23 protein-coding genes, 1 tRNA gene and 2 pseudogenes are annotated in these 20,072 nt (G+C 68.2%); 18 read left to right on the top strand and 8 right to left on the bottom strand.

Annotation, left to right across the window (positions count from 1 at the left end):
* Positions 1-61: 61 nt before the first annotated feature.
* Positions 62-822, bottom strand: a pseudogene (locus E3U26_RS06955) (IS5 family transposase).
* Positions 823-867: 45 nt separating this feature from the next.
* Here E3U26_RS06955 and E3U26_RS06950 point away from each other — a divergent pair.
* From E3U26_RS06950 to E3U26_RS06925, 6 genes and pseudogenes are all read left to right on the top strand, one after another.
* A pseudogene (locus E3U26_RS06950) lies at positions 868-1,443 on the top strand (integrase core domain-containing protein); the annotation flags it as partial.
* Positions 1,444-1,524: 81 nt separating this feature from the next.
* Positions 1,525-1,683: a hypothetical protein gene (locus tag E3U26_RS06945; protein WP_175562410.1), complete on the top strand. Its 159-nt coding sequence runs from the start codon at positions 1,525-1,527 to the stop codon at positions 1,681-1,683.
* Positions 1,680-2,045 carry a hypothetical protein gene (locus tag E3U26_RS06940; RefSeq protein ID WP_499104631.1) on the top strand — a complete coding sequence of 122 codons (366 nt, stop codon included), beginning with the start codon at positions 1,680-1,682 and terminating at the stop codon, positions 2,043-2,045. Before E3U26_RS06945 ends, E3U26_RS06940 begins: the two co-directional genes overlap by 4 nt.
* 83 nt (positions 2,046-2,128) lie before the next feature.
* Positions 2,129-2,488, top strand: a complete 360-nt coding sequence (locus tag E3U26_RS06935; RefSeq protein ID WP_243784556.1) for a hypothetical protein — start codon at positions 2,129-2,131, stop codon at positions 2,486-2,488.
* A 399-nt stretch (positions 2,489-2,887) separates the two neighbouring features.
* The gene (locus E3U26_RS06930; protein WP_036749968.1) at positions 2,888-3,280 is read left to right on the top strand and encodes a hypothetical protein; all 393 of its coding nucleotides are present in this window, start codon (positions 2,888-2,890) and stop codon (positions 3,278-3,280) included.
* Positions 3,281-3,516: 236 nt separating this feature from the next.
* Positions 3,517-3,837 (top strand): DUF983 domain-containing protein, encoded by a 321-nt coding sequence (locus tag E3U26_RS06925; protein ID WP_499104630.1) that lies wholly within the window; start codon positions 3,517-3,519, stop codon positions 3,835-3,837.
* A gap of 57 nt (positions 3,838-3,894) precedes the next feature.
* Here the strand turns inward: E3U26_RS06925 and E3U26_RS06920 are convergent, their stop codons facing one another.
* Both E3U26_RS06920 and E3U26_RS06915 read right to left on the bottom strand, forming a co-directional pair.
* Complete coding sequence (locus tag E3U26_RS06920) at positions 3,895-4,095, bottom strand: hypothetical protein (RefSeq protein WP_499104629.1); 201 nt, start codon at positions 4,093-4,095, stop codon at positions 3,895-3,897.
* 63 nt (positions 4,096-4,158) lie between these two features.
* The gene (locus E3U26_RS06915; protein ID WP_072463708.1) at positions 4,159-4,530 is read right to left on the bottom strand and encodes a hypothetical protein; all 372 of its coding nucleotides are present in this window, start codon (positions 4,528-4,530) and stop codon (positions 4,159-4,161) included.
* Positions 4,531-4,865: 335 nt separating this feature from the next.
* Here E3U26_RS06915 and E3U26_RS06910 point away from each other — a divergent pair, with 335 nt between their 5' ends.
* On the top strand, positions 4,866-5,024 hold the full coding sequence (locus E3U26_RS06910) for a sunset domain-containing protein (RefSeq protein WP_499105784.1): 159 nt from the start codon (positions 4,866-4,868) through the stop codon (positions 5,022-5,024).
* Positions 5,025-5,142: 118 nt separating this feature from the next.
* Here the strand turns inward: E3U26_RS06910 and E3U26_RS06905 are convergent.
* Positions 5,143-5,218 (bottom strand) — tRNA-Lys (locus tag E3U26_RS06905).
* A gap of 95 nt (positions 5,219-5,313) precedes the next feature.
* Here E3U26_RS06905 and dapF point away from each other — a divergent pair.
* The 7 genes from dapF to E3U26_RS06870 all read left to right on the top strand — a co-directional run bounded on the left by dapF (position 5,314) and on the right by E3U26_RS06870 (position 12,215).
* Positions 5,314-6,141: a diaminopimelate epimerase gene (gene dapF / locus E3U26_RS06900; protein ID WP_499104628.1), complete on the top strand. Its 828-nt coding sequence runs from the start codon at positions 5,314-5,316 to the stop codon at positions 6,139-6,141.
* A gap of 5 nt (positions 6,142-6,146) precedes the next feature.
* On the top strand, positions 6,147-7,400 hold the full coding sequence (gene mtaB / locus E3U26_RS06895) for a MiaB/RimO family radical SAM methylthiotransferase (RefSeq protein WP_499104627.1): 1,254 nt from the start codon (positions 6,147-6,149) through the stop codon (positions 7,398-7,400).
* A 223-nt stretch (positions 7,401-7,623) separates the two neighbouring features.
* Entirely contained in the window at positions 7,624-8,541 is a 918-nt protein-coding gene (locus tag E3U26_RS06890) for a histone deacetylase family protein (RefSeq protein WP_499104626.1), read from the top strand.
* Positions 8,538-8,774 (top strand): exodeoxyribonuclease VII small subunit, encoded by a 237-nt coding sequence (locus tag E3U26_RS06885; RefSeq protein ID WP_036749981.1) that lies wholly within the window; start codon positions 8,538-8,540, stop codon positions 8,772-8,774. The genes E3U26_RS06890 and E3U26_RS06885 overlap by 4 nt, the downstream gene beginning before the upstream one ends.
* Positions 8,774-9,637 carry a polyprenyl synthetase family protein gene (locus tag E3U26_RS06880; protein WP_036749984.1) on the top strand — a complete coding sequence of 288 codons (864 nt, stop codon included), beginning with the start codon at positions 8,774-8,776 and terminating at the stop codon, positions 9,635-9,637. Before E3U26_RS06885 ends, E3U26_RS06880 begins: the two co-directional genes overlap by 1 nt.
* Positions 9,638-9,662: 25 nt before the next feature.
* Entirely contained in the window at positions 9,663-11,585 is a 1,923-nt protein-coding gene (gene dxs, locus E3U26_RS06875) for a 1-deoxy-D-xylulose-5-phosphate synthase (protein ID WP_036749987.1), read from the top strand.
* A gap of 9 nt (positions 11,586-11,594) precedes the next feature.
* The gene (locus E3U26_RS06870; RefSeq protein ID WP_036749990.1) at positions 11,595-12,215 is read left to right on the top strand and encodes a COG3650 family protein; all 621 of its coding nucleotides are present in this window, start codon (positions 11,595-11,597) and stop codon (positions 12,213-12,215) included.
* A gap of 159 nt (positions 12,216-12,374) precedes the next feature.
* On the opposite strand, the gene E3U26_RS06865 is transcribed toward E3U26_RS06870, so the two are convergent.
* A complete protein-coding gene (locus E3U26_RS06865) occupies positions 12,375-13,238 on the bottom strand; it encodes an SDR family oxidoreductase (RefSeq protein ID WP_499104625.1) in 864 nt (287 codons plus the stop codon).
* A complete protein-coding gene (locus E3U26_RS06860) occupies positions 13,235-14,221 on the bottom strand; it encodes an LLM class flavin-dependent oxidoreductase (RefSeq protein WP_036750087.1) in 987 nt (328 codons plus the stop codon). The genes E3U26_RS06865 and E3U26_RS06860 overlap by 4 nt, the downstream gene beginning before the upstream one ends.
* Positions 14,222-14,318: 97 nt before the next feature.
* Here E3U26_RS06860 and E3U26_RS06855 point away from each other — a divergent pair, with 97 nt between their 5' ends.
* From E3U26_RS06855 to E3U26_RS06845, 3 genes are all read left to right on the top strand, one after another.
* Positions 14,319-15,803: an AMP nucleosidase gene (locus E3U26_RS06855; protein ID WP_036749994.1), complete on the top strand. Its 1,485-nt coding sequence runs from the start codon at positions 14,319-14,321 to the stop codon at positions 15,801-15,803.
* 152 nt (positions 15,804-15,955) lie between these two features.
* A complete protein-coding gene (locus tag E3U26_RS06850; protein ID WP_499104624.1) occupies positions 15,956-16,255 on the top strand; it encodes an HU family DNA-binding protein in 300 nt (99 codons plus the stop codon).
* Positions 16,256-16,372: 117 nt separating this feature from the next.
* On the top strand, positions 16,373-17,302 hold the full coding sequence (locus E3U26_RS06845) for a DMT family transporter (RefSeq protein WP_499104623.1): 930 nt from the start codon (positions 16,373-16,375) through the stop codon (positions 17,300-17,302).
* Here the strand turns inward: E3U26_RS06845 and E3U26_RS06840 are convergent.
* On the bottom strand, positions 17,257-17,850 hold the full coding sequence (locus tag E3U26_RS06840) for a glutathione S-transferase family protein (RefSeq protein WP_499104622.1): 594 nt from the start codon (positions 17,848-17,850) through the stop codon (positions 17,257-17,259). The genes E3U26_RS06845 and E3U26_RS06840 overlap by 46 nt on opposite strands.
* Before the next feature lie 60 nt (positions 17,851-17,910).
* Between E3U26_RS06840 and E3U26_RS06835 the strand changes: the two genes are divergently transcribed.
* On the top strand, positions 17,911-18,612 hold the full coding sequence (locus tag E3U26_RS06835) for a helix-turn-helix transcriptional regulator (RefSeq protein ID WP_036750003.1): 702 nt from the start codon (positions 17,911-17,913) through the stop codon (positions 18,610-18,612).
* Here E3U26_RS06835 and E3U26_RS06830 read toward each other — a convergent pair.
* A complete protein-coding gene (locus E3U26_RS06830) occupies positions 18,590-20,011 on the bottom strand; it encodes an aminotransferase class V-fold PLP-dependent enzyme (protein WP_499104621.1) in 1,422 nt (473 codons plus the stop codon). The two genes, E3U26_RS06835 and E3U26_RS06830, sit on opposite strands and share 23 nt — an antisense overlap.
* Positions 20,012-20,072 lie beyond the last annotated feature (61 nt).

Raw genomic sequence — 20,072 nt, 5'->3', positions numbered from 1 at the left:
CAGGGAAGGCATTGCAGCCTCAATATCTGCGCCTGTGTGGTCAAAGCCTTGCGCGGCTAGGTCATGTTGACAAATGGCGGAGCCAGAGGCGGATCGACGTGATGTCGATGAAGCCCAGGAAGCTTTCGGCGGTCTTGTCGTAGCGGGTGGCGACGCGACGGGCATTCTTGAGCTTGTTGAAGCACCGCTCAACGAGATTGCGCAGGCGGTAGAGCCTGCGGTCAACGGCGACCCGTAGCTTCCGGGTTTTGCGCATGGGGATGACCGGCACCACGTCGCGCACCTCCATGGTCTTGCGGATGTTGTCGGAGTCGTAGCCGCGGTCTGCGAGCAGAACGCTTGGCTCGGGCAGGTTGTCAGCCATGACCAGATCGAAGCCGAGGTAGTCCGATGTCTGCCCGGCCGTGATCTCGGTTCTCATGGGCAGGCCTGCCGCATTGACCCGCAGATGGATCTTGGTCGTGAAGCCACCTCGCGAGCGGCCGAAACCTTGGCGCGGAGTCCCCCTTTTGCGCCCGCTGCCTGATGATGAGCGCGAACCACGGTGCTGTCGATCATCTGCAGCGCATCCGGCACGATCCGGCTCTCGTTCAGCGCCTCCAGGATCTGTTCCCACAGCCCCGCCAACGTCCAGCGCCGGAACTGCCGATAGACAGACGACCATTTGCCGAACTCTTCCGGCAGGTCGCGCCAGGGCGACCCCGTTCGGGCGATCCAGAAAATCCCATCCAGAACAAGCCGATGGTTCGTGGGCTTGCGGCCGTTCGGAGAACGGACAGCCAGGATGAAGCGTTCAAAGAACGCCCACTCGTCGTTCGACATCAGGTTTCGTGCCACGCTGGTCTCCATTGCAGATACCAGCTTGAATCACGATCACCGCGCCCGGTGAATCCCTTTTGTCAACACGCCCTAGACTTCCTGTCCGACACGTTCGGGGCCTGCCGCAAGTTCCGCATTCTGGCTGTGAACGACGATTGCTGCCGCGAGAACCTGGCGTTGATCGCTGACACGAGCATCTCTGGGGCTCGGGTGGCACGGGAACTGGATGCGCTGGTCAGGATTTACGGCAAGCCCGCTTGCATCGTCAGCGACAACGGAACCGAGTTCACCAGCAAGGCCATCCTGAAATGGGCCAACGCGAACGGCGTCGAATGGCACTACATCGACCCGGGCAAGCCGCAGCAGAATGGCTACATCGAAAGCTTCAACGGCAGCCTGCGCGACGAATGCCTGAACGAGGAAATCTTCGACAGCCTGGCTGATGCCCGCCGCAAACTGGCCCTCTGGCGCTACGACTACAACAACGTCAGGCCCCATTCCTCGCTGGGCAACAAGACCCCGTCCGACGCGCGCCGAGCGCTTGAGCAATCTGAGGGCTCCGCGCCCGGCGCGCTTGCCACACCCGAAACCAACCAATATCAACCCCAAGGACTCTCGTTATGAACGAGGGACGACCGGGGGGCAGGTCACAATCAATGAGCAACCGACGCTGAGTTCAACGCCCTGTGCGCACGTCGCCATGCCATGGAAGTGGCCCTAATCGACCTGCCGGCAGCCAACGCGCAAGACGCCCTAGCGAAGGTGGTGGTATATGCCAGCATCGGCGTTGACGACCTGCGCGCAGAAGCCAAGCTTGAAGAAATCTTGGCCGCAGCCCGCGCGCTCGTCGGAGGTGCAGCATGATAGTGAAAGACATCACGATACCGGACGACAGGATCGACCGCTTCATCCTCGACCTGCTGACCGCGCTGGACGAGACGCAGATCAGCATGACGGAGATCCGCGTCTACCTCGTTCTCAGCCAGTCGTCCCTGCCGCTGAGCCTGAGAAAGATCGCGACTCGAATCAACCGGGATCGGAAGACCGTGAGGCCCATCATCGATAAGATGCGCGAATCCGGCTTCGTCACCAGTGATCGAGAAGGCGTTTCCCTCACGCAGGAGGGTGAGGGTGAGCGGCAGAGGCTCAATGGTCTCGTGGCAGATGCTCTTGGGGCTAGTGTCGGGACCAGAAAGCGCAGTTCTGGGCCGAGGCCCGCAGAATGATCGGTTGAAACAGAGGTCCCCAGCTCCAGTCGGGCGCCTCCATTCTTTCATCCCATCTTCAACCGGCGCGAGGGCGCATCTGCATGGACACGGCCTATTCGATCAACCGGCACTGGTCGGATCGTTTTATCCCCGAGATCCGCCGCATCGTCGGCGCGCATCTGCTGCGGGTCGCGCCGGATTACCTCGATACCCGCCATGCCACCGATCTGCTGATGCTGGATGGGCGCGACATGCGGATTGCCGCCAGAGTGCGGCGCCACGGCTATGCCGGCCGCTATCCCTATGACTTCACCATTCGCTCGCGCCTGCCTTCGGGCAACCCGACCGAACTGGCCAAGATTGTGAAGGTGACTGGCTGTTCTACGGCCATGCCAATGCGGGCGAGACGGGCTTTGACCTCTGGGGGCTCCTGGACCTGCGGGCCTTCCGGGCCGGGCTGATCCGCCATGCCTCGAACGGCTACCCCATCGCCTCGGGCGACCGGGTGAACACGGACGGCACCTGCTTCAAGTGGTTCGATATCCGGTCCTTTCCCAAGGAGCCGCCGCTGGTGCTGGCGACCTCGGGGACTCGCAGCGCCAGCCCGTCGCCCGGGCATGCCTGACGGCTGATTTCTCGGCCGGAAGGGGGTGAACAAGAGCGCATTGGCAGCCTCCGCATGGTGCGGGGCTTCGCCGTGTCAGGGGCTGCGGATCTGCCATGCCTCGGCCGATCCCTGTTCCATGGGCTGGTCGACCCTCCCATTCTGGCAAGCACAAAGCACAGCGGCCAGTGTTATCGCTTGTCCGGGACCTCAGGACTTCCTAGCCTAGGCCCAAGCCTTGAAGGGAAAGTGGATCATGCAGAAGAAAGTCATTCTGATCGTCGGGCCGTTGCTGCTCGCCGCCTGCACCGCATCGGACAATTACAGCGAAATCATCGCGCGCTCCACGCCGCCCAGCGCCGCCTTGAAGTCCGAGATTGTGGCTGGTGCCAAGGAACTCATCTATGACCCCGCCTCGATCCGCGATGCCGAGATTTCCAACGTGGCGACCTTGCCGGATGGGTTGCAAGGCGTCTGCGTCCGTGCCGACAGCAAGGATGTCTCGGGCCGCTATCTGGGGGTGCATAGCATCGGCATCCCGATCCGGGACGGCAAGATTGCCGGCGGCAGCCTGGATCACCCCCTCTGTGACCGCTCGGACATTCAGTGGCAGCCCTTCCCCGAGCTTGAGCGGCTTCCTGGCGCATAGGGGCTCCTGCTTCGTGTTTGCCGCTCCCTCCGCTGCATCCCTTGTGTAGTGGAAGGAGCGGTTTGCGATTCCAAAGGGCCATGCTCCTCCCGACGCCTGCGACAGACACGCCCTTTGTCGCGAATGTCGCGACATCCAATCCTCGCCCATGGTGTTATCCTTCGACAGGAGCAATCGGAGCGCGCACAGCCATGGCAGAGGAACGGAACGAGCGGGCAGCGGCGGTGAGAGGGCTGATGGGCAGGTGCCCGCATTGCGGCAAGGGTCGGCTGTTCAGGGGATACCTGACCATCGTGCAGGAGTGCGAATCCTGCGGCGAGCCGCTGGGGCTCTATCGGGCGGCCGATGGCCCGGCCTTCTTCACCATGACCATCATGCTCCTGCTGTTGATCCCGATGATCGGCTTTGCCTGGGGGCTTTATCGACCGGATCCGGTCACGCTGCTGGTCTCGGTAGGACTGGCGACAACCGTGCTGACCCTGGTCATCCTCCGTCTCGTGAAGGGCGCGTTCGTGGGATATCTGTGGGCCAAGCATGAACAGGACAGGGGCGCCTGACCCTGCGCCGGCCAAGGCCAGCCCCTGCGAACCCGTTTCCGCAGGGGCGGCCGCCGGTCAGCCGAGCAGCCAATAGGCGGCCAGGGCAATCGCGCCAAAGCCGGCAAGCATGATGCACCAGTTCAGCAGCACGGCCTTGCCGGACTGGAGCTGTTCGGGTGTGGGCGGTGTTTCGGCAGGTTCAGGCGCATCGCCGGTCTTCGGTTTTTCGGCAAAAGGTGTCCGGCGCGTGGTCGGTTCATCTTCGTGGGAAGTCATCTGTCGTCCTTCGTGAACGCAAGGGTCATGATCTGCCAGCCCGGAACCGGGGGCAGGATGCTGTCAGGCGGTCATGGGAAGGGACGGGGGTGCACGGGCGCAGGGGGCGAGCCTGCCGGCACAGACACCGGTTTGCGGCTGATAGGCATAGGCGAGAGATGCCGCGATGCGCGGCGGAAGAGACGGGTGCTCCGGTGGCGGCAGCGCCGTCGCGGCCAGCGGGCGGATCTGCACCGCATCCTTTCGGGCGATCAGGTCGCGCCCGTGGATCGCCGCCAGGGTCAGGGCCGGCGCGGTCAGTTTCTGGGACTGGCCTGCCGCCGCGGTGACCTGTGGTCCGGGCAACATGACGACCAGCAGGGCCAGCAGCAGGGCCAGCCACAGCCTTGCCACATGCGATGGATTCGCCGTTTCAGGGGCCTGTGGGTCCGTCATGCTCCGACTGATCCATGTATTCCGGCTGGGACGCAAGGCTTCAGGGTTGCCCCCACCCGGCAGAGTAGCAACCGAATAGCCGCAGGTTGCGATTCCTGATCGTCGCGAAAGCCAGCCACGGCAACCCTTCTGACGACCCGATTGCCCAGAATCGCGGAATAGCGACAATCGCAGGTCGAGAAAGATGGAAATGCTCGGGTGCGACAATGCTCGCACAGCGCCGGCAGGCCCGTTCCGCTGGCCGGGGTGTCTGACAGAGCGAATCTCAGCCTGCCTGGGACTATCGCGCCGACCTCCGGGCGCGGGCTGTCGCAGAGGCGCCCGAGGGCTGTCCGATCAAGGGCAACATCTCGAACAAGGGCGAGCGGATCTATCACACGCCCTGGTCGCCAGCCCATGCCAAGACCCGGATCGATGAGAGCAGGGGCGAGCGCTGGTTTTGCGACGAGGCCGAGGCCATTGCGGCCGGGTGGTGCGCGGCGCGCTGGCGCTAGATTCGGAGCGTCCTGAGCGGCTTTGAATTGTCCCCCATGTGTCCCCCAGGGAGGTGTTAGCGCCCAAACCGCCTCGTAGGCAGTTTCGTCTAACTGCTTGTCATATAAGGAAGTTCAGTGGTGAGCCCGACAGGATTCGAACCTGTGACCCACTGATTAAAAGTCAGTTGCTCTACCAACTGAGCTACGGGCCCATCGCACGGGGGCTAACTACGGTCGGCGGCTGACAGGGTCAAGCGGAAAAATCGCGCCTCTGGCAGAATCTTTTCGGCAGGAGTATGTCAGCGCCATGGAACACCAGCAAAACCTCGGTCAGGGTACCCCTCTGCCCTTCATGAAGATGCACGGGCTCGGCAACGACTTCGTCGTCGTCGACAGCCGCCGCTCGGGCGCGCTGCCCGATGCCGCGACCGTGGCCGCCATCGCCGATCGCCATCGCGGCGTCGGATTCGACCAGCTTGCCGTCATCCTGCCCAGCGAAAATGCCGATGCGCGGCTGGTGTTCTTCAACGCCGATGGCTCGGTCTCGGCGGCCTGCGGCAATGCCACGCGCTGCGTCGCGCGCTTCCTGATGGACGAGACCGGCGCCCCCGCGCTGCGGCTGGCCACCGACCACGCCGTGCTTGCGGCCGAGGATGCCGGGAACCGCCTGACCCGCGTCAACATGGGTGCGCCGGTGCTGGACTGGGCCGGGATCCCGCTGGCCGGGGATGTCGATACGCTGCACCTGCCCGTCGAGGGCGACCCGGTGGCGACCGGCATGGGCAATCCGCACATGACCTTCTTCGTGCCCGATGCGGCGGCGGTGGACCTGGACCGCTTCGGCCCGGCGCATGAGCATCATCCACTTTATCCGCAGCGGACGAATGTCGAGATCGTTCAGGTCGTCTCGGACAGCGAGATCATCCTGCGCATCTGGGAGCGCGGCACCGGCATCACGCTGGCCTCGGGGTCGTGTTCCTGCGCGGCCGTCGTCGCCGCCGCAAGGCGCGGGCTGACCGGGCGGCGGGTCAGGGTCAACGTGCCGGGCGGCGTGCTGGAGATCGACTGGCGCGAGGACGGGGTCTGGATGACCGGCCCGACCGCGCATGTCTTCGACGGGGTCTGGCGCGGATGAAGGACATGAAGCCCCCGGTTTTCGCGACCCTCGGCTGCCGGCTGAACGCCTACGAGACCGAGGCCATGCGCGAGATGGCCGAGGCCGCCGGGCTGCAGGGCGCGGTGATCGTGAACACCTGCGCGGTGACGGCCGAGGCGGTGCGCAAGGCCCGGCAGGAGATCCGCCGGCTGGCGCGGGAAAATCCCGGCGCCCCGGTCATCGTCACCGGCTGCGCGGCGCAGACCGAGCCCGAGACCTTTGCCGCCATGGCCGAGGTCAGCCGGGTCATCGGCAACCATGAAAAGATGCAGCCCGCGACCTGGGCCGCGATGCAGGCCCCCGACCTGATCGGCGAGACCGAGAAGGTGCAGGTCGACGACATCATGTCCGTGCGCGAGACGGCGGGCCACCTGATCGACGGCTTCGGCCGGCACCGCGCCTATGTGCAGGTGCAGAACGGCTGCGACCATCGCTGCACCTTCTGCATCATCCCCTATGGCCGCGGCAATTCGCGTTCCGTGCCGGCCGGGGTGGTGGTGGACCAGATCCGGCGGCTGCGCGACCGCGGCTTCAACGAGGTGGTGCTGACCGGGGTGGACCTGACCTCCTGGGGGGCGGACCTGCCGGGGCAGCCGCGGCTGGGCGACCTGGTCATGCGCATCCTGCGGCTGGTGCCGGACCTGCCGCGGCTGCGGATCAGCTCGATCGATTCGATCGAGGCGGACGAGAACCTGATGCTGGCCATTGCCACCGAGCCGCGGCTGATGCCGCATCTGCACCTGTCCTTGCAGGCGGGCGACGACATGATCCTGAAGCGGATGAAGCGCCGCCACCTGCGCGACGACGCCATCCGCTTTTGCGAGGAGGCGCGGCGGCTGCGGCCCGGTATCGTCTTTGGTGCCGACATCATCGCCGGCTTCCCGACCGAGACCGAGGCGATGTTCGACAACAGCCTGAAGCTGGTCGAGGATTGCGGGCTGACCTTCCTGCATGTGTTCCCCTATTCGGCGCGCAAGGGCACGCCCGCGGCGCGGATGCCGTGCGTGCCCGGCCCGGCGATCAGGGAGCGGGCGGCGCGGCTGCGGGCGGCGGGCGATGCGGCGCTGGTCCGGCATCTTGAGGCCGAGGTCGGCGCGGCGCGCATGGTGCTGACCGAGGGGCCGCGCCTGGGCCGGACGGAGCATTTCACCGAGGTTGCCTTTGACCGCGACATGCCCGAGGGCACGCTGATGGATGTGCGCATCGCCGGCCATGACGGGCAGCGGCTGAGGGCCTGAGGGCGGTCCATCGTCGCGGTCGCCGGGGGGGCTGTCTGCCCCCCGTCCATCGGCCTGGGGCCGATGGCCTCCCCCCGAGGATATTTGTCCACGGAAGAAGCCGGGGGAGGGGTGCCGCCATTGCGGTCCTGATGGGCATTTGCCCTGCCGGGGGGCGGGATTTTCGGCCAGGTCGGGAACATTTCCTTGCCGGGCGGGGCGGCTGTCCATAATCCTTGGGCCGATGACCTTGCTTTATACGCATCCCTCGGGGCTTTTGCATGTGACGCCGCCCAGCCATCCCGAGCAGGTGGCCCGGCTGGATGCCGTGCTGGCGGCGCTGGAGGGGGCCGACCTGCGGCGGCGCGAGGCGCCCGAGGCGGCGGATCGGGACATCCTGCGCGCCCATCCGGCCGAATACCTGGCGCTGCTGCGGCGGAAGGTGCCGGCCGAGGGCTGGAGCATGCTCGATTCGGACACCTACCTGGCGCCGGGCAGCCTGGAGGCCGCGCGCCATGCCGCGGGCGGGGTTTGCGCCGCCGTGGATGCGGTGCTGGCGGGCGAGGCACCCAATGCCTTCGTCGCCATGCGTCCGCCCGGCCACCATGCCGAGCGCATGAAGGCGATGGGGTTCTGCATCCTGTCCTCGGTCGCGATCGGGGCCAAGCGGGCGCTGGAGCATCACGGGCTGGACCGGGTGGCGGTGCTGGATTTCGACGTGCATCACGGCAACGGCACCCAGGACGTGCTGTGGGACGAGAAGCGGGCGCTGTTCGCCTCGACCCACCAGGTGCCGCTTTATCCCGGCACCGGCGCGCCGGCCGAGCGGGGCGCGCATGGCCAGGTCGTCAATGTCGCGCTGGCGCCGGGCAGCGGCGGGGACGAGGCGCGTGCCGCCTGGGCGGCGATCTGCGACCGGGTCGCGGCATGGCGGCCGCAGCTGGTGCTGGTCTCGGCCGGGTTCGACGCCCATGCCGTGGACCCGCTGGCCTCGCTGATGTGGGACGAGGCCGATTTCACCGCCATTACCCGGATGATCTGCGATACGGCGGCCGCCTGTTCGGCCCCGGTGGTATCGGCGCTGGAAGGCGGATATGATCTCGCCGCTCTGGGCCGCTCGGCGCGCGCCCATGTCGATGTGCTGAGGGAGACTGCGGCGTGACCGAGATCGAGAACATGTCCTTCGAGGATGCGATGAAAGAGCTGGAGGCGACCGTCGGCCGGCTGGAGCATGGCGAGGCCACGCTGGAGGAATCGATCAAGCTTTACGAGCGCGGCGCCTTGCTGCGGGCGCATTGCGACCAGCGCCTGCGCGAGGCCGAGGAGCGGGTGGAAAGGATCACGCTGGCCGCGAACGGCCAGCCCCAGGGCACCGCGCCGGCCGAGGGGCTGTGATGCAGGAGCGCCTGGGCGAGGTGAAGGCGCAGGTCCAGGCCGCGCTGGACGGGGCCATGGCCGGCCTGCCCGCGGGCGAGCTGGCCGATGCCATGCGCTATGCCTGCACCGGCGGCAAGCGCATCCGCGCCTTCCTGGCCATGGAATCGGCGCGGTTGTTCGGCCTGGGCGACGCGGCCGCACTGCCGGTCGCGGCGGCGGTCGAGGCGCTGCATGCCTATAGCCTGGTCCATGACGACCTGCCCTCGATGGACGACGACGACCTGCGCCGCGGCCTGCCGACCGTGCATGTGCAATGGTCCGAGGCGACCGCGATCCTGGCCGGCGATGCGCTGCAAAGCCTGGCCTTCGGCCTGCTGACCGAGCCGCAGATCGGCCCGCCCGAGGCGCGGCTGGCGCTGGTGCGGGGCCTTTCGGAGGCGGCGGGCGGGCGCGGCATGGTCTGGGGCCAGGCGCTGGACATCGCCGCCGAGACCGCCGCCGCGCCGCTGGACCTTGCCGCCATCACGCGGCTGCAGCAGGCGAAGACCGGGGCGCTGATCCAGTTCGCCGCCACCGCCGGCGCGGTCATGGCCGGCAAGGATCCCGGCCCGCTGGCGGACTATGCCCGCAACCTGGGCCTGGCCTTCCAGATCCAGGACGACATCCTGGACGTGACCGGCAGCGAGGCCGAGACCGGCAAGCGCACCGGCAAGGACGGGGCCGCGAACAAGGCGACCTTCGTCTCGCTCTTGGGGCTGGAGGGCGCGCGGGACAAGGCGCGCGCGCTGGTCCGCGACGCCGAAACCGCCCTGGATGCCTATGGCGAGGGCGCAGGAAACTTGCGGCAGCTCGCGCGTTTCGTTATCGAACGCGACGCCTGACAGCCCGCCCGGAGAGGGGCAAGCCATGACCCATGAGACTTCCGACCGCCCCGCGACGCCGATCCTGGACCGGGTGCATCTGCCGTCCGACCTCAAGGATCTGACCGATCGCGAGCTGCGCCAGCTTGCCGACGAGCTGCGGGCCGAGACGGTCAGCGCCGTTTCCGTGACCGGCGGCCATCTGGGCGCGGGCCTGGGCGTGGTCGAGCTGACCGTGGCGCTGCACGCGGTCTTCGACGCGCCGCGCGACAAGATCATCTGGGACGTGGGGCATCAATGCTATCCGCACAAGATCCTGACCGGGCGGCGCGACCGCATCCGCACCCTGCGGATGGAGGGCGGGCTTTCCGGTTTCACCAAGCGGTCGGAAAGCGCCTATGATCCTTTCGGGGCCGGGCACAGCTCGACCTCGATCAGCGCGGCGCTGGGCTTTGCCATGGCGCGCGAGCTGGGCGGCGATCCGGGCGATGCCATCGCGGTGATCGGCGACGGCGCGATGAGCGCGGGCATGGCCTTCGAGGCGCTGAACAACGCCGGCGACCTGGGCAAGCGGCTGTTCGTGGTGCTGAACGACAACGAGATGTCCATCGCGCCCCCGACCGGGGCGCTGTCGCGCTATCTGACCCGGCTTTACGCCGAGGGGCCGTTCCAGGACTTGAAGGCCGTGGCCAAGGGCGCCGTCGGCTTCCTGCCGCCCAGCCTGCAAGAGGGCGCGCGCCGCGCCAAGGAGATGCTCAAGGGCATGGCCGTCGGCGGCACGCTGTTCGAGGAACTGGGCTTTTCCTATATCGGCCCGGTCGACGGCCATGACCTCGACCAGCTTCTGCCGCTTCTGCGCACGGTCAAGGCGCGGGCGACGGGGCCGGTGCTGCTGCATGTCGTGACCCGCAAGGGCAAGGGCTATGCCCCGGCCGAGCGCGCCGCCGACAAGGGCCATGCCACGGCGAAATTCGATGTCGAGACCGGGACGCAGGCCAAGGCCAAGTCGAACGCGCCCAGCTATACCTCGGTCTTCGCCCGCGCGCTGGTCGATCAGGCCAGCCGCGACGCCCGCATCGTCGCCGTCACCGCCGCCATGCCGGACGGCACCGGGCTGAACCTGATGGCCGAGCGTTTCCCGCGCCGCTGCTTCGACGTGGGCATTGCCGAACAGCATGCCGTGACCTTCTCGGCCGGGCTGGCGGCGGGGGGGATGAAGCCCTTCTGCGCGCTTTATTCGACCTTCCTGCAGCGCGGCTACGACCAGGTCGTGCATGACGTGGCGATCCAGCGCCTGCCGGTGCGCTTTGCCATCGACCGCGCCGGTCTGGTCGGGGCCGATGGCGCCACCCATGCCGGCGCCTATGACATCGCCTTCCTGGCGAACCTGCCCGGCATGGTGGTGATGGCCGCCGCGGACGAGGCGGAGCTGGTGCATATGGTCGCCACCGCCGCCGCCCATGACGAAGGCCCCATCGCCTTCCGCTATCCGCGCGGCGAGGGCACCGGCGTCGAGATGCCCGAGCGCGGCGAGGTGCTGGAGATCGGCAAGGGCCGGGTCGTCGCCGAGGGCAAGCGCGTCGCCATCCTGTCCTTTGGCACCCGGCTTGCCGAGGTCATGCGCGCGCGCGAGGCGCTTTCTGCGCGCGGGATCTCGCCCACGGTGGTCGATGCCCGCTTCGCCAAGCCGCTGGACCGCGCGTTGATCCTGCGCCTTGCCCGCACGCATGAGGCACTGATCACCATCGAGGAGGGCGCGGTCGGCGGCTTCGGCAGCCTGGTCGCGCAGTTGCTTGCGGACGAGGGCGTCTTCGACGGCGGGCTGCGCTTCCGCCAGATGGTGTTGCCCGACACGTTCATCGACCATGCCAGCCCCGAGGCCATGTATCGCGACGCCCGCATGTCCGCCCCCGACATCGAGGCCAAGGTGCTGGAAGTCCTGGGCGTGGCGCTGGCGAAACGGGCCTGAGAGGTGAAAATGCTGCGTATCCTTCTGACCGGCCTTGCCCTTGCCGCGCCCCTGGCGGTGCAGGCGCAGGATCATCTGCCCAACCTGTTCGACGTCACCGTGGTCGAGACCTGGGACACGCTGAACGTGCGCGAGGCGCCGGACGGCAAGGCCAAGGTCATCGGCCGGCTCGCCTCGACCGCCAAGGGCGTGGAACTGCTTTCCCGCGACGCCAGCGGCAAATGGGGCCGGGTGAACGTGGGCGAGACCACGGGCTGGGTCGCGCTGCGCTTTCTCAAGCCGCAGGCGACGGTGTGGAAACCGGCCGAGCTGCCGCTGGCGCTGCATTGCAGCGGGACCGAGCCCTTCTGGTCGGTCAAGACCGTGCAGAAGGGGTTGGTCTTCAGCGAGCCCGACCAGCCCGAGCGCCAGCTTTCGCTGCGCAAGGTCATGGATCGCGGCATCGAGGGCGAGCCCACGCGCGGCATCATCGCCGGCGACGACAAGGGCCGGCTGACCGCCTTCCTGCGGCCCGAGCAATGTTCGGACGGCATGTCGGACCGCAGCTATGCCCTGGCCGTCGCGGTGATCCTGGACGGGCAGGAGCAGCCCTCGCGCATGCTGACGGGCTGCTGCTCGATCGCGCCCTAGCAGGCTGCTGAAAAAGTCCTTGCGACAGGACAGCGCGGGCGGGGAACCGGGAAATCCGCCTCAAATTTGCCGAAAACACCCCATTTTCGGGCCGATATCAGCTGGATCCAGAACGATTTCCGCTGCGTCGCCCTCTCAAAATCCTTTTTCAGCAGCCTGCTAGGCCTCGATCCCCTCGGCGCGGGCCAGTGCGGCCAGCCCGGCGCGATAGTCGGGATAGCGCAGGGTCACGCCCAGCTCGCGCTTGATGCGGTCGTTGGCGACGCGCTTGTTCTCGGCATAGAAGCTGCGCGCCATGGGGGTCATCTCGGCGCTCGCGTAATCCTCGGCGGGGGGCAGGGGCAGGCCCAGCAGCTCCGCGGCATGGCCGATCACCGCCTCGGGCGGGGCCGGGTCGTCGTCGCAGACATTGTAGATCGCGCCCGGCTGCGGCGCGTGGATCGAGGCCAGCAGCACCTGGGCGATGTCCTCGGCATGGATACGCGAGAAGACCTGGCCGGGCTTGACGATGCGCCGCGCCATGCCCGCCCTGACCTTGGCAAAGGGGCCGCGCCCCGGCCCATAGATCCCGGCCAGGCGAAAGATGTGCAGCGGCAGGCCGTGTTCGGCGGCGAGCCGCTGCCAGCCCTGCTCGGCCGCGACCCGTTCGCGCCCGCGCCGGGTCGAGGGGGTGCAGGGCGTGTCCTCGTCCACCCAGCCGCCCTCCCGGTCGCCATAGACGCCGGTGGTGGAAAGATAGCCCAGCCAGCCCGGCCGCGCCGCCGCGATCTCGGCCCCGAAGGCGGCCAGGACCGGGTCCGCGCCCCGTTCCGGCCCGACCGAGACCAGGATCGCGTCGGCCTGGGCGATGGCGCGGCGCACGTCATCCTCTTGCCCCGGCCAGCGCAGCGGCTGGGCGCCGGCCTGCGCCACGCGATCGGTGGCGGCGCGGGTGGTGCCGGTGACATGCCAGCCCTCGGCCAGCAGCAGGGGCGTCAGGAAGCCGGCGGAATAGCCGTGGCCGAAAACCAGCATCCTCGTCATGCGCGCGCCCGCAGGATCTCGGCCGCCATGGCGAAGGAGCGGTGCCGCGCGGCCTGGTCGTAGATATTGCCGACCAGGATCAGCTCGTCGGGCTGGTGGCGGGCGATCAGCCGGTCCAGTTCGGCGGCGACGGTATCGGGGCTGCCGACGGCGCTGACCGCCAGCGCGGCGTTGACCGTGGGCAGGATGCGCACCGGGATCGCCTCCAGCACGTCGTCGACCGGCGGCGGCAGCAGGCCCGGCATGCCCAGCCGCAGCCGGGCGAAGCTGATCTGCTGGCTGCTGCGCAGCCGCTGCGCCTCGGCGTCGCTGTCGGCGACGATGACGTTCACCGCCAGCATGAAGCGCGGCGCCTGGCCGAACTCGGTGGGCTGGAACCGCTCGCGGTAAAGCCGCAGCGCGTCCTCGAGGTCGCCGGGGGCGAAATGGCTGGCGAAGGCATAGGGCAGGCCAAGCGCCGAGGCGAGGCTCGCGCCGTAAAGCGACGAGCCGAGGATCCAGACCGGGACATTCGTGCCCTGGCCCGGATGGGCCGCGACCGGGACGCCGGGGCGGGGCGGGCCGAGATAGTGCATGAGCTCGACCACGTCGTTCGGAAAATCCTGGTTGCCCTGCAGGGACCGGCGCAGCGCATGCATCACCGCCCCGTCGCCGCCCGGCGCGCGGCCCAGGCCCAGGTCGATGCGCGGCCCGTGGATCGTCGCCAGCGTGCCGAACTGTTCGGCGATGGCCAGGGGCGCGTGGTTGGGCAGCATGACGCCGCCGGCGCCGACGCGGATCGTCCGGGTATGGTCCGCCACATGGCCGATCAGCACCGAGGTGGCGGCACTGGCGATGCCCGGCATGTTGTGATGTTCGGCCAGCCAGAAGCGGCTGTAGCCCCAGCCCTCGGCGGCTTGCGCCAATGCCACGGAATTGGCGATGGCCTGGCGCGCGTCCGAGCCCTCGGCCACCACCGCCAGATCGAGAATGGAAAATTCCATGCGCATCACTCCTTTGCCTTCCCCAGATAAGGCGTCCGGTGCCGGCTTGCCAGCCCGCCGCCGCGCTGGCACTCTCCGCCGAAACTGGAGAGCGCGCATGTTGACCGACAGCCGGAGACTTCCCATCGAGACGCCCGAGCCCGCCGAGCGCGTCTATTTCGACGACCCGGCCGCTGCCGTCGCCCGGCTGGTCGAGCTTTACGAGCGCGCCTCGCATTTCCTGCTGGACCATTTCCTTGCCACGCTGAAGGGCGGCCGGCCGGCGGCGCGCTATCGCGCCTTCTACCCGGAACTGCGCATGACCGTGCCGATCCATTCCAAGACGGATTCGCGGCTGTCCTTCGGCCATGTCGCGCTGCCGGGCACCTATTCGACCTCGATCACCCGGCCGGACCTGTTCCGCGGCTACCTGACCGAGCAGATCGGGCTTTTGATGCGCAACCACGGCGTGCCGGTGGCGATCGGCGAAAGCGGCACGCCGATGCCGGTGCATTTCGCCGTGGCCACGCAAAGCGACCTGAACGTGCCGCAGGAAGGCGTGCTGGACTATTCGCTGCGCGACGTCTTCGACGTGCCGGACCTGAACACGATGAACGACGACATCGTCAACGGCACCGCCGGGCCGAACCCGGACGGCAGCCATCCGCTGTCGCCCTTTACCGCGCAGCGCGTCGACTACTCGCTGGCGCGGCTGGCGCATTACACCGCGACCCTGCCCGAGCATTTCCAGAATTTCGTGATGTTCACGAACTACCAGTTCTACGTGGACGAGTTCGAGCTTTTCGCCCGCCGGGCGCTGGCCGATCCGCATTCGGGCTATACCGAGTTCGTCGCGCCGGGCAACCAGGTCCTGGAACGCCCCGAGGACATCATCGCCACCGGCGCCAAGATGCCGCAGATGCCGGCCTATCACCTCAAGCGCGCGGACGGCGACGGCATCACCCTGGTCAATATCGGCGTCGGCCCCTCGAACGCCAAGACCGCGACCGACCATATCGCCGTGCTGCGCCCGCATGCCTGGCTGATGGTCGGCCATTGCGCCGGGCTGCGCAACAGCCAGAGCCTGGGCGATTTCGTCCTGGCCCATGCCTATCTGCGCGAGGATCACGTGCTGGACGACGACCTGCCGGTCTGGGTGCCGATCCCGGCCCTGGCCGAGGTGCAGGTCGCCCTGCAAGAGGCGGTGGCCGAGGTCACGCAGCTGGAGGGCTATGAGCTCAAGCGCATCATGCGCACCGGCACGGTGGCCACCATCGACAACCGCAACTGGGAACTGCGCGACCAGTCCGGCCCGGTGCAGCGGCTGTCGCAATCGCGCGCCATCGCGCTGGACATGGAAAGCGCCACCATCGCCGCGAACGGGTTCCGCTTTCGCGTGCCCTATGGCACGCTCCTGTGCGTCAGCGACAAGCCGCTGCACGGCGAGTTGAAGCTGCCCGGCATGGCCACGGATTTCTATCGCACCCAGGTCGCGAACCACCTGCTGATCGGCATCCGGGCCATGGAAAAGCTGCGCGAGACGCCGTTGGAGCGCATCCACTCGCGCAAGTTGCGCTCGTTCAACGAGACCGCCTTTCTCTAGAATAGGGCCCTTGGCGACGAATTTCGCAGCGTTTGCTGGGGAAAGACGCCGAAAAAGCTTGATCTGCGCTTAAAAAGCTTGTGTAGCGGCAAGCGTGCCGCCAAGGTGGCGTCCGAAAATTTCCCGAACGGGGAACAACGAGGAGACAGAATATGGCCCAGGCCGCTTCGAAACCGATGACCAAGACCCAGCTCGTCGCCACGCTGGCCGATGAAATGGGCAGCGACAAGAAGACCGCCGCGGCGGCTCTGGACGCGCTTTCGGCCGTCGTGTCGCGCACGGTCGCCGAAGGTGGTGCCGTCACCCTGCCGGGCATCGGCAAGGTTGCCTGCCGCACCCGCCCCGAGCGTCAGGTCCGCAATCCGCAAACCCAGGAGATGATGACGAAGCCCGCCGACAAGGTGGTCAAGGTCACCATCGCCAAGGCGCTGAAGGACAGCCTGAACGCCTGATCCCGGCTTTCGCCGCAGAAGGGGCCGCGCATGACCTGCGCGGCTTCTGTCGTTTCCGGCCCTTGCGCCCGCCGGCCCATCTGCTAGCCCATGGGGGTGCGGGCAGGGGGGGGCGACATGGATTTCAGGGCCATTCTGATGGGCTTCGGCTTTGCGGTCGTCTGGGCCTCGGCCTTTACCTCGACGCGCATGATCGTCACGGCCGCGCCGCCGCTGACCGCGCTGGTCATCCGCTTCGGCCTGTCCGCCATGGTCGCGATCCCGCTGGCCCGCGCCATGGGCCAGAACTGGCGCCTCAGCCGGGCCGAATGGCGCACGGTGGTCCTGTTCGGCCTGTGCCAGAACGCGCTTTACCTGGGCTTCAGCTGGGTCGCGATGCAATATGTCGAGGCATCCGTCTCGGCCATCATCGCCTCGATGATGCCGCTGGCCGTGGCCTTCCTGGGCTGGCTGCTCTATGCCGAGCGGCTGCGCCCCATCGCCGTGGCCGGGCTGGTCGCGGGGGTGGCCGGGGTCACGCTGATCATGGGGGTGCGGCTCCGGCACGGGCTGGACGTGCCGGGGGTGATCCTGTGCCTGATCGGCATGGTGGCGCTGACCTTTGCCACGCTGGCGGCGCGCGGGGCCGGGGGCAGCCGCAACATGATGATGATCGTCGGGCTGCAGATGGCGGTCGGCGCCGGCCTGCTGCTGGTCCCGGCCGTGCTGATGGAATGGGGCCGCCCGGTGGAATGGAGCGCGGGCCTGCTCTGGGCCTTTGCCTATACGGTGATCGCGCCGGGCATCGGCGCGACCTGGCTGTGGTTCCGGCTGGTCAACCGCATCGGCGCGGTGCGGGCGGCGACCTTTCATTTCCTGTCGCCGATCTTCGGCGTCGCCATCGCCGCCGCTTTGCTGGGCGAGCGGTTCGGCGCCTCGGACGTGATCGGCGCGCTGATCGTGGCGGCGGGCATCCTGATGGTGCAGCTGGCCAAGCTGCCCGCCGCCGCCGCGGCGGCGCCTCAGCCGTCCAGTTCCGCCGCCCGCGCCATCGAGGGGCGCGACTGAACCCGCCGCGCCCAGTCGTCGATGGCGGGCGTGCGCGGCATCCCCTCGCCAAAGAACAGGAAGGGGCTGGCGATCAGCAGGTCGGCGCCCGAGAAGCGGTCGCCCAGCAGCCAGGGCTGCTTGCCCAGCACCTCGTCCAGCCGCCGGATCGCGGTGTCGTAGTCGCGGAAGGTCGCCTCCAGCGCCGGATGTTGGATCTTGAAGAAGTTCAGGATCGCCACCGGCTCCAGCACGCCCTGATACCAGCTGAGCCAGCTCAGATACTGGCCGCGCCTGGGATTGCCCGGCAGCGGGCCCAGCCCCGCCTCGGGGAACATGTCGGTCAGATACAGGATGATGGCGCCGCGTTCGCGCAGGTGATCCTCGCCATCGACCAGATAGGGCACCTTGCCCTCGGGATGCGGGTTCGCCGGGTCGCGCCCGCCCGAGCCGTCCTGGCGCGGGATCGTGACATGGCGGATCTCGATCTTGTCGAGGATGCCCAACTCGTCCAGCAGGGCAAGGATGCTCGACGAGCGGCTTTTCGGGGCGTGGTATAGGGTCGGCATCTTGGCCTCCTGTGTTGACGGGGGCAGAATGGCGCAGGGCCCCTGACAGAAGGTGACAGCATGTCCCGCACCGACCGGCTGATGCGCCTGATGGATGCGCTGCGCCGCCTGCCCGCGCCGGTGACGGCCGCGCGGCTGGCCGAGGAGACCGGCGTCTCGCGCCGCCAGCTTTACCGCGACATCGCCACGCTGCGCGCCGGCGGCGCGCTGATCGACGGCGAGGCGGGGCTGGGCTATGCGCTGACCGAGGACCCGGCCCTGCCGCCGCAAAGCTTTTCGCGGCTGGAGATCGAGGCGCTGCTGCTGGCCGTCTCGGGCCTGCGCACGCTGGGCGATCCCGAACTGACCCGCGCGGGCGAGGATGCGCTGGCCCGCATCATCGCCACCCTGCCCGAAAGCCAGGGCCGGCACGCCATGCACACCACCATGCGCCTGTTTCGCGAACCGGCGCAGCGTCCCAGCCCGCAGGTGGACATGGCGCTGCTGCGCGAGGCGCTGTGGGAAGAGCGCAGCCTGGTCATCGACTATCTCGACCTGCAGGACGCCGCCACGACGCGCGAGATCTGGCCCTTGGGCCTCAGCTACAGCGACAATCACATGATGCTGCTGGCGCATTGCACGCTGCGGCAGGATTTCCGCACCTTTCACGTGCCGCGCATCCGAGCCATGCGTCCCGGCGGCACCAGCTTTCGCCCGCGCCGGGTGGCCCTGGTGCGGGACTATATCTCGCGCCCCTGCGCTAGGCGGCCGCAACCGGGGTGAAGATCGCGGTGGCGCGGTCGCAGCGGTAATGCGCCAGGTGGTCGGCCGCGTGGTTGGCCAGGTCGCAGACGGCATCCAGGATCGCCTCGACCTCGGCGCGCGGGGCCGCCCAGCACAGGTTCAGCCGCACGAAGCCGGGCTTCTCGATCTCGTCCCCGGCCAGGATCGCGGCGCGCAGCCGGGCCGAATCCTCGGGGCCCAGCCCCAGCAGGTGATGGACATAGGGCCCGGCGCAGGCGCAGCCGCCGCGCGCCTGCACGCCGTAAAGGTCCGACAACATCCGCGTCGCCAGTTGCTGGTGGACAAAGCCGCCCCGCCCGTCACGGATGCGGAAGCTGAAGAAGGGCAGGCGCGGCGCGTCCGGGTTGCCCAGCAGCTCGATCCGCGGATGGTTCCGCAGCCGCGCCATCCCCAGCGCCAGCCATTCGGCATTGCGCGCGTCGATGGCGTCCTGCCCCACGGCGGCCTTGGTCAGAAAGACCAGCGCAGCGCGGATGTCGCCGATCACGTTCGGGGTGCCGCCTTCCTCGCGCGCCTCCAGCGACGGCGCATAATCGTGGCCCTGGGGCGAGACGAAGCGCACCGTGCCGCCGCCGGGCAGGGTGGGGCGACCGGCCAGCACCGTGTCGCGGCGCAGAATCAGGATGCCCGAGGCGCCGGGCCCGCCGATGAACTTGTGCGGCGAGATCGCCACCGCATCCATGCCCAGCCGCATGTCGATGGGCAGATAGGGCGCGCCGCCGGCCTGGTCCCAGACCACCCTGGCCCCTGCCGCCTTCAGGATGCGCGTGACCTCGGCCATGTCGGTCAGCGTGCCGGTGACGTTCGAGGCGGCCGAGAAGCTGCCGATCACCGGGCCGCCCGCGCGCGCCAGCGCCTGCCGCAGCGCCGCCAGGTCCGGCCCGCCGGTCGCGGCCTCGGGGATCGTCACCACCTCGGCCTTGCTTTCGCGCCAGGGCAGGATGTTCGAGTGATGCTCGTAAGGCCCGATCAGCACCGTCGTTCCCGGCCCGGCGGCCATGAGATGCACCAGCCGGTTGATGCCCTGCGTCGCGCCCGAGCCGGTGAAGATCACCGCATGTTCCGCCCCGGCATGGGTGCAAAAGCCGATCGCCTCGCGCGCCGCGCGGCGCATCCGGGTCATGGTGCCGCCGCAATGGCTGGCCTCGGTATGGCTGTTGGCATACCAGGGCAGGACGTTCTCCATCACCCAGTCCTCGATGGGCCGCAGCGCCCGGCCCGAGGCGATGTAATCGGCATAGATCATCCGGCGCGGCCCGAAGGGGCCGTCGATCACCGCGTCGCGGCCGATCACGCCGTCATGGATCACCTGCATCGGGTCGTCGCCCAGCCGGGCGAGATAGCTGTCGAAAGGCGGCATCGGATTCCTCGTCTTCATGCGCGCATCTTGACCCGCCGCTGGCGAGAAATCATTCTGAATATCTGCCAGTATCCCACTG

Source organism: Paracoccus ferrooxidans, assembly GCF_029909815.1.
Lineage (GTDB): Bacteria > Pseudomonadota > Alphaproteobacteria > Rhodobacterales > Rhodobacteraceae > Paracoccus > Paracoccus versutus.
Note: the sequence above shows the minus strand (reverse complement) of the source record. Positions and strands in the feature narration are given on the sequence as shown.

Coding starts and splice junctions, on each gene's coding strand:
- E3U26_RS06945 (WP_175562410.1), top strand. CDS start 1,525: ATGGAAGTGGCCCTAATCGACCTGCCGGCAGCCAACGCGCAAGACGCC.
- E3U26_RS06940 (WP_499104631.1), top strand. CDS start 1,680: ATGATAGTGAAAGACATCACGATACCGGACGACAGGATCGACCGCTTC.
- E3U26_RS06935 (WP_243784556.1), top strand. CDS start 2,129: ATGGACACGGCCTATTCGATCAACCGGCACTGGTCGGATCGTTTTATC.
- E3U26_RS06930 (WP_036749968.1), top strand. CDS start 2,888: ATGCAGAAGAAAGTCATTCTGATCGTCGGGCCGTTGCTGCTCGCCGCC.
- E3U26_RS06925 (WP_499104630.1), top strand. CDS start 3,517: ATGGGCAGGTGCCCGCATTGCGGCAAGGGTCGGCTGTTCAGGGGATAC.
- E3U26_RS06920 (WP_499104629.1), bottom strand. CDS start 4,095: ATGACTTCCCACGAAGATGAACCGACCACGCGCCGGACACCTTTTGCC.
- E3U26_RS06915 (WP_072463708.1), bottom strand. CDS start 4,530: ATGACGGACCCACAGGCCCCTGAAACGGCGAATCCATCGCATGTGGCA.
- dapF (WP_499104628.1), top strand. CDS start 5,314: ATGGAACACCAGCAAAACCTCGGTCAGGGTACCCCTCTGCCCTTCATG.
- mtaB (WP_499104627.1), top strand. CDS start 6,147: ATGAAGCCCCCGGTTTTCGCGACCCTCGGCTGCCGGCTGAACGCCTAC.
- E3U26_RS06890 (WP_499104626.1), top strand. CDS start 7,624: ATGACCTTGCTTTATACGCATCCCTCGGGGCTTTTGCATGTGACGCCG.
- E3U26_RS06880 (WP_036749984.1), top strand. CDS start 8,774: ATGCAGGAGCGCCTGGGCGAGGTGAAGGCGCAGGTCCAGGCCGCGCTG.
- dxs (WP_036749987.1), top strand. CDS start 9,663: ATGACCCATGAGACTTCCGACCGCCCCGCGACGCCGATCCTGGACCGG.
- E3U26_RS06870 (WP_036749990.1), top strand. CDS start 11,595: ATGCTGCGTATCCTTCTGACCGGCCTTGCCCTTGCCGCGCCCCTGGCG.
- E3U26_RS06865 (WP_499104625.1), bottom strand. CDS start 13,238: ATGACGAGGATGCTGGTTTTCGGCCACGGCTATTCCGCCGGCTTCCTG.
- E3U26_RS06860 (WP_036750087.1), bottom strand. CDS start 14,221: ATGGAATTTTCCATTCTCGATCTGGCGGTGGTGGCCGAGGGCTCGGAC.
- E3U26_RS06855 (WP_036749994.1), top strand. CDS start 14,319: ATGTTGACCGACAGCCGGAGACTTCCCATCGAGACGCCCGAGCCCGCC.
- E3U26_RS06850 (WP_499104624.1), top strand. CDS start 15,956: ATGGCCCAGGCCGCTTCGAAACCGATGACCAAGACCCAGCTCGTCGCC.
- E3U26_RS06845 (WP_499104623.1), top strand. CDS start 16,373: ATGGATTTCAGGGCCATTCTGATGGGCTTCGGCTTTGCGGTCGTCTGG.
- E3U26_RS06840 (WP_499104622.1), bottom strand. CDS start 17,850: ATGCCGACCCTATACCACGCCCCGAAAAGCCGCTCGTCGAGCATCCTT.
- E3U26_RS06835 (WP_036750003.1), top strand. CDS start 17,911: ATGTCCCGCACCGACCGGCTGATGCGCCTGATGGATGCGCTGCGCCGC.
- E3U26_RS06830 (WP_499104621.1), bottom strand. CDS start 20,011: ATGAAGACGAGGAATCCGATGCCGCCTTTCGACAGCTATCTCGCCCGG.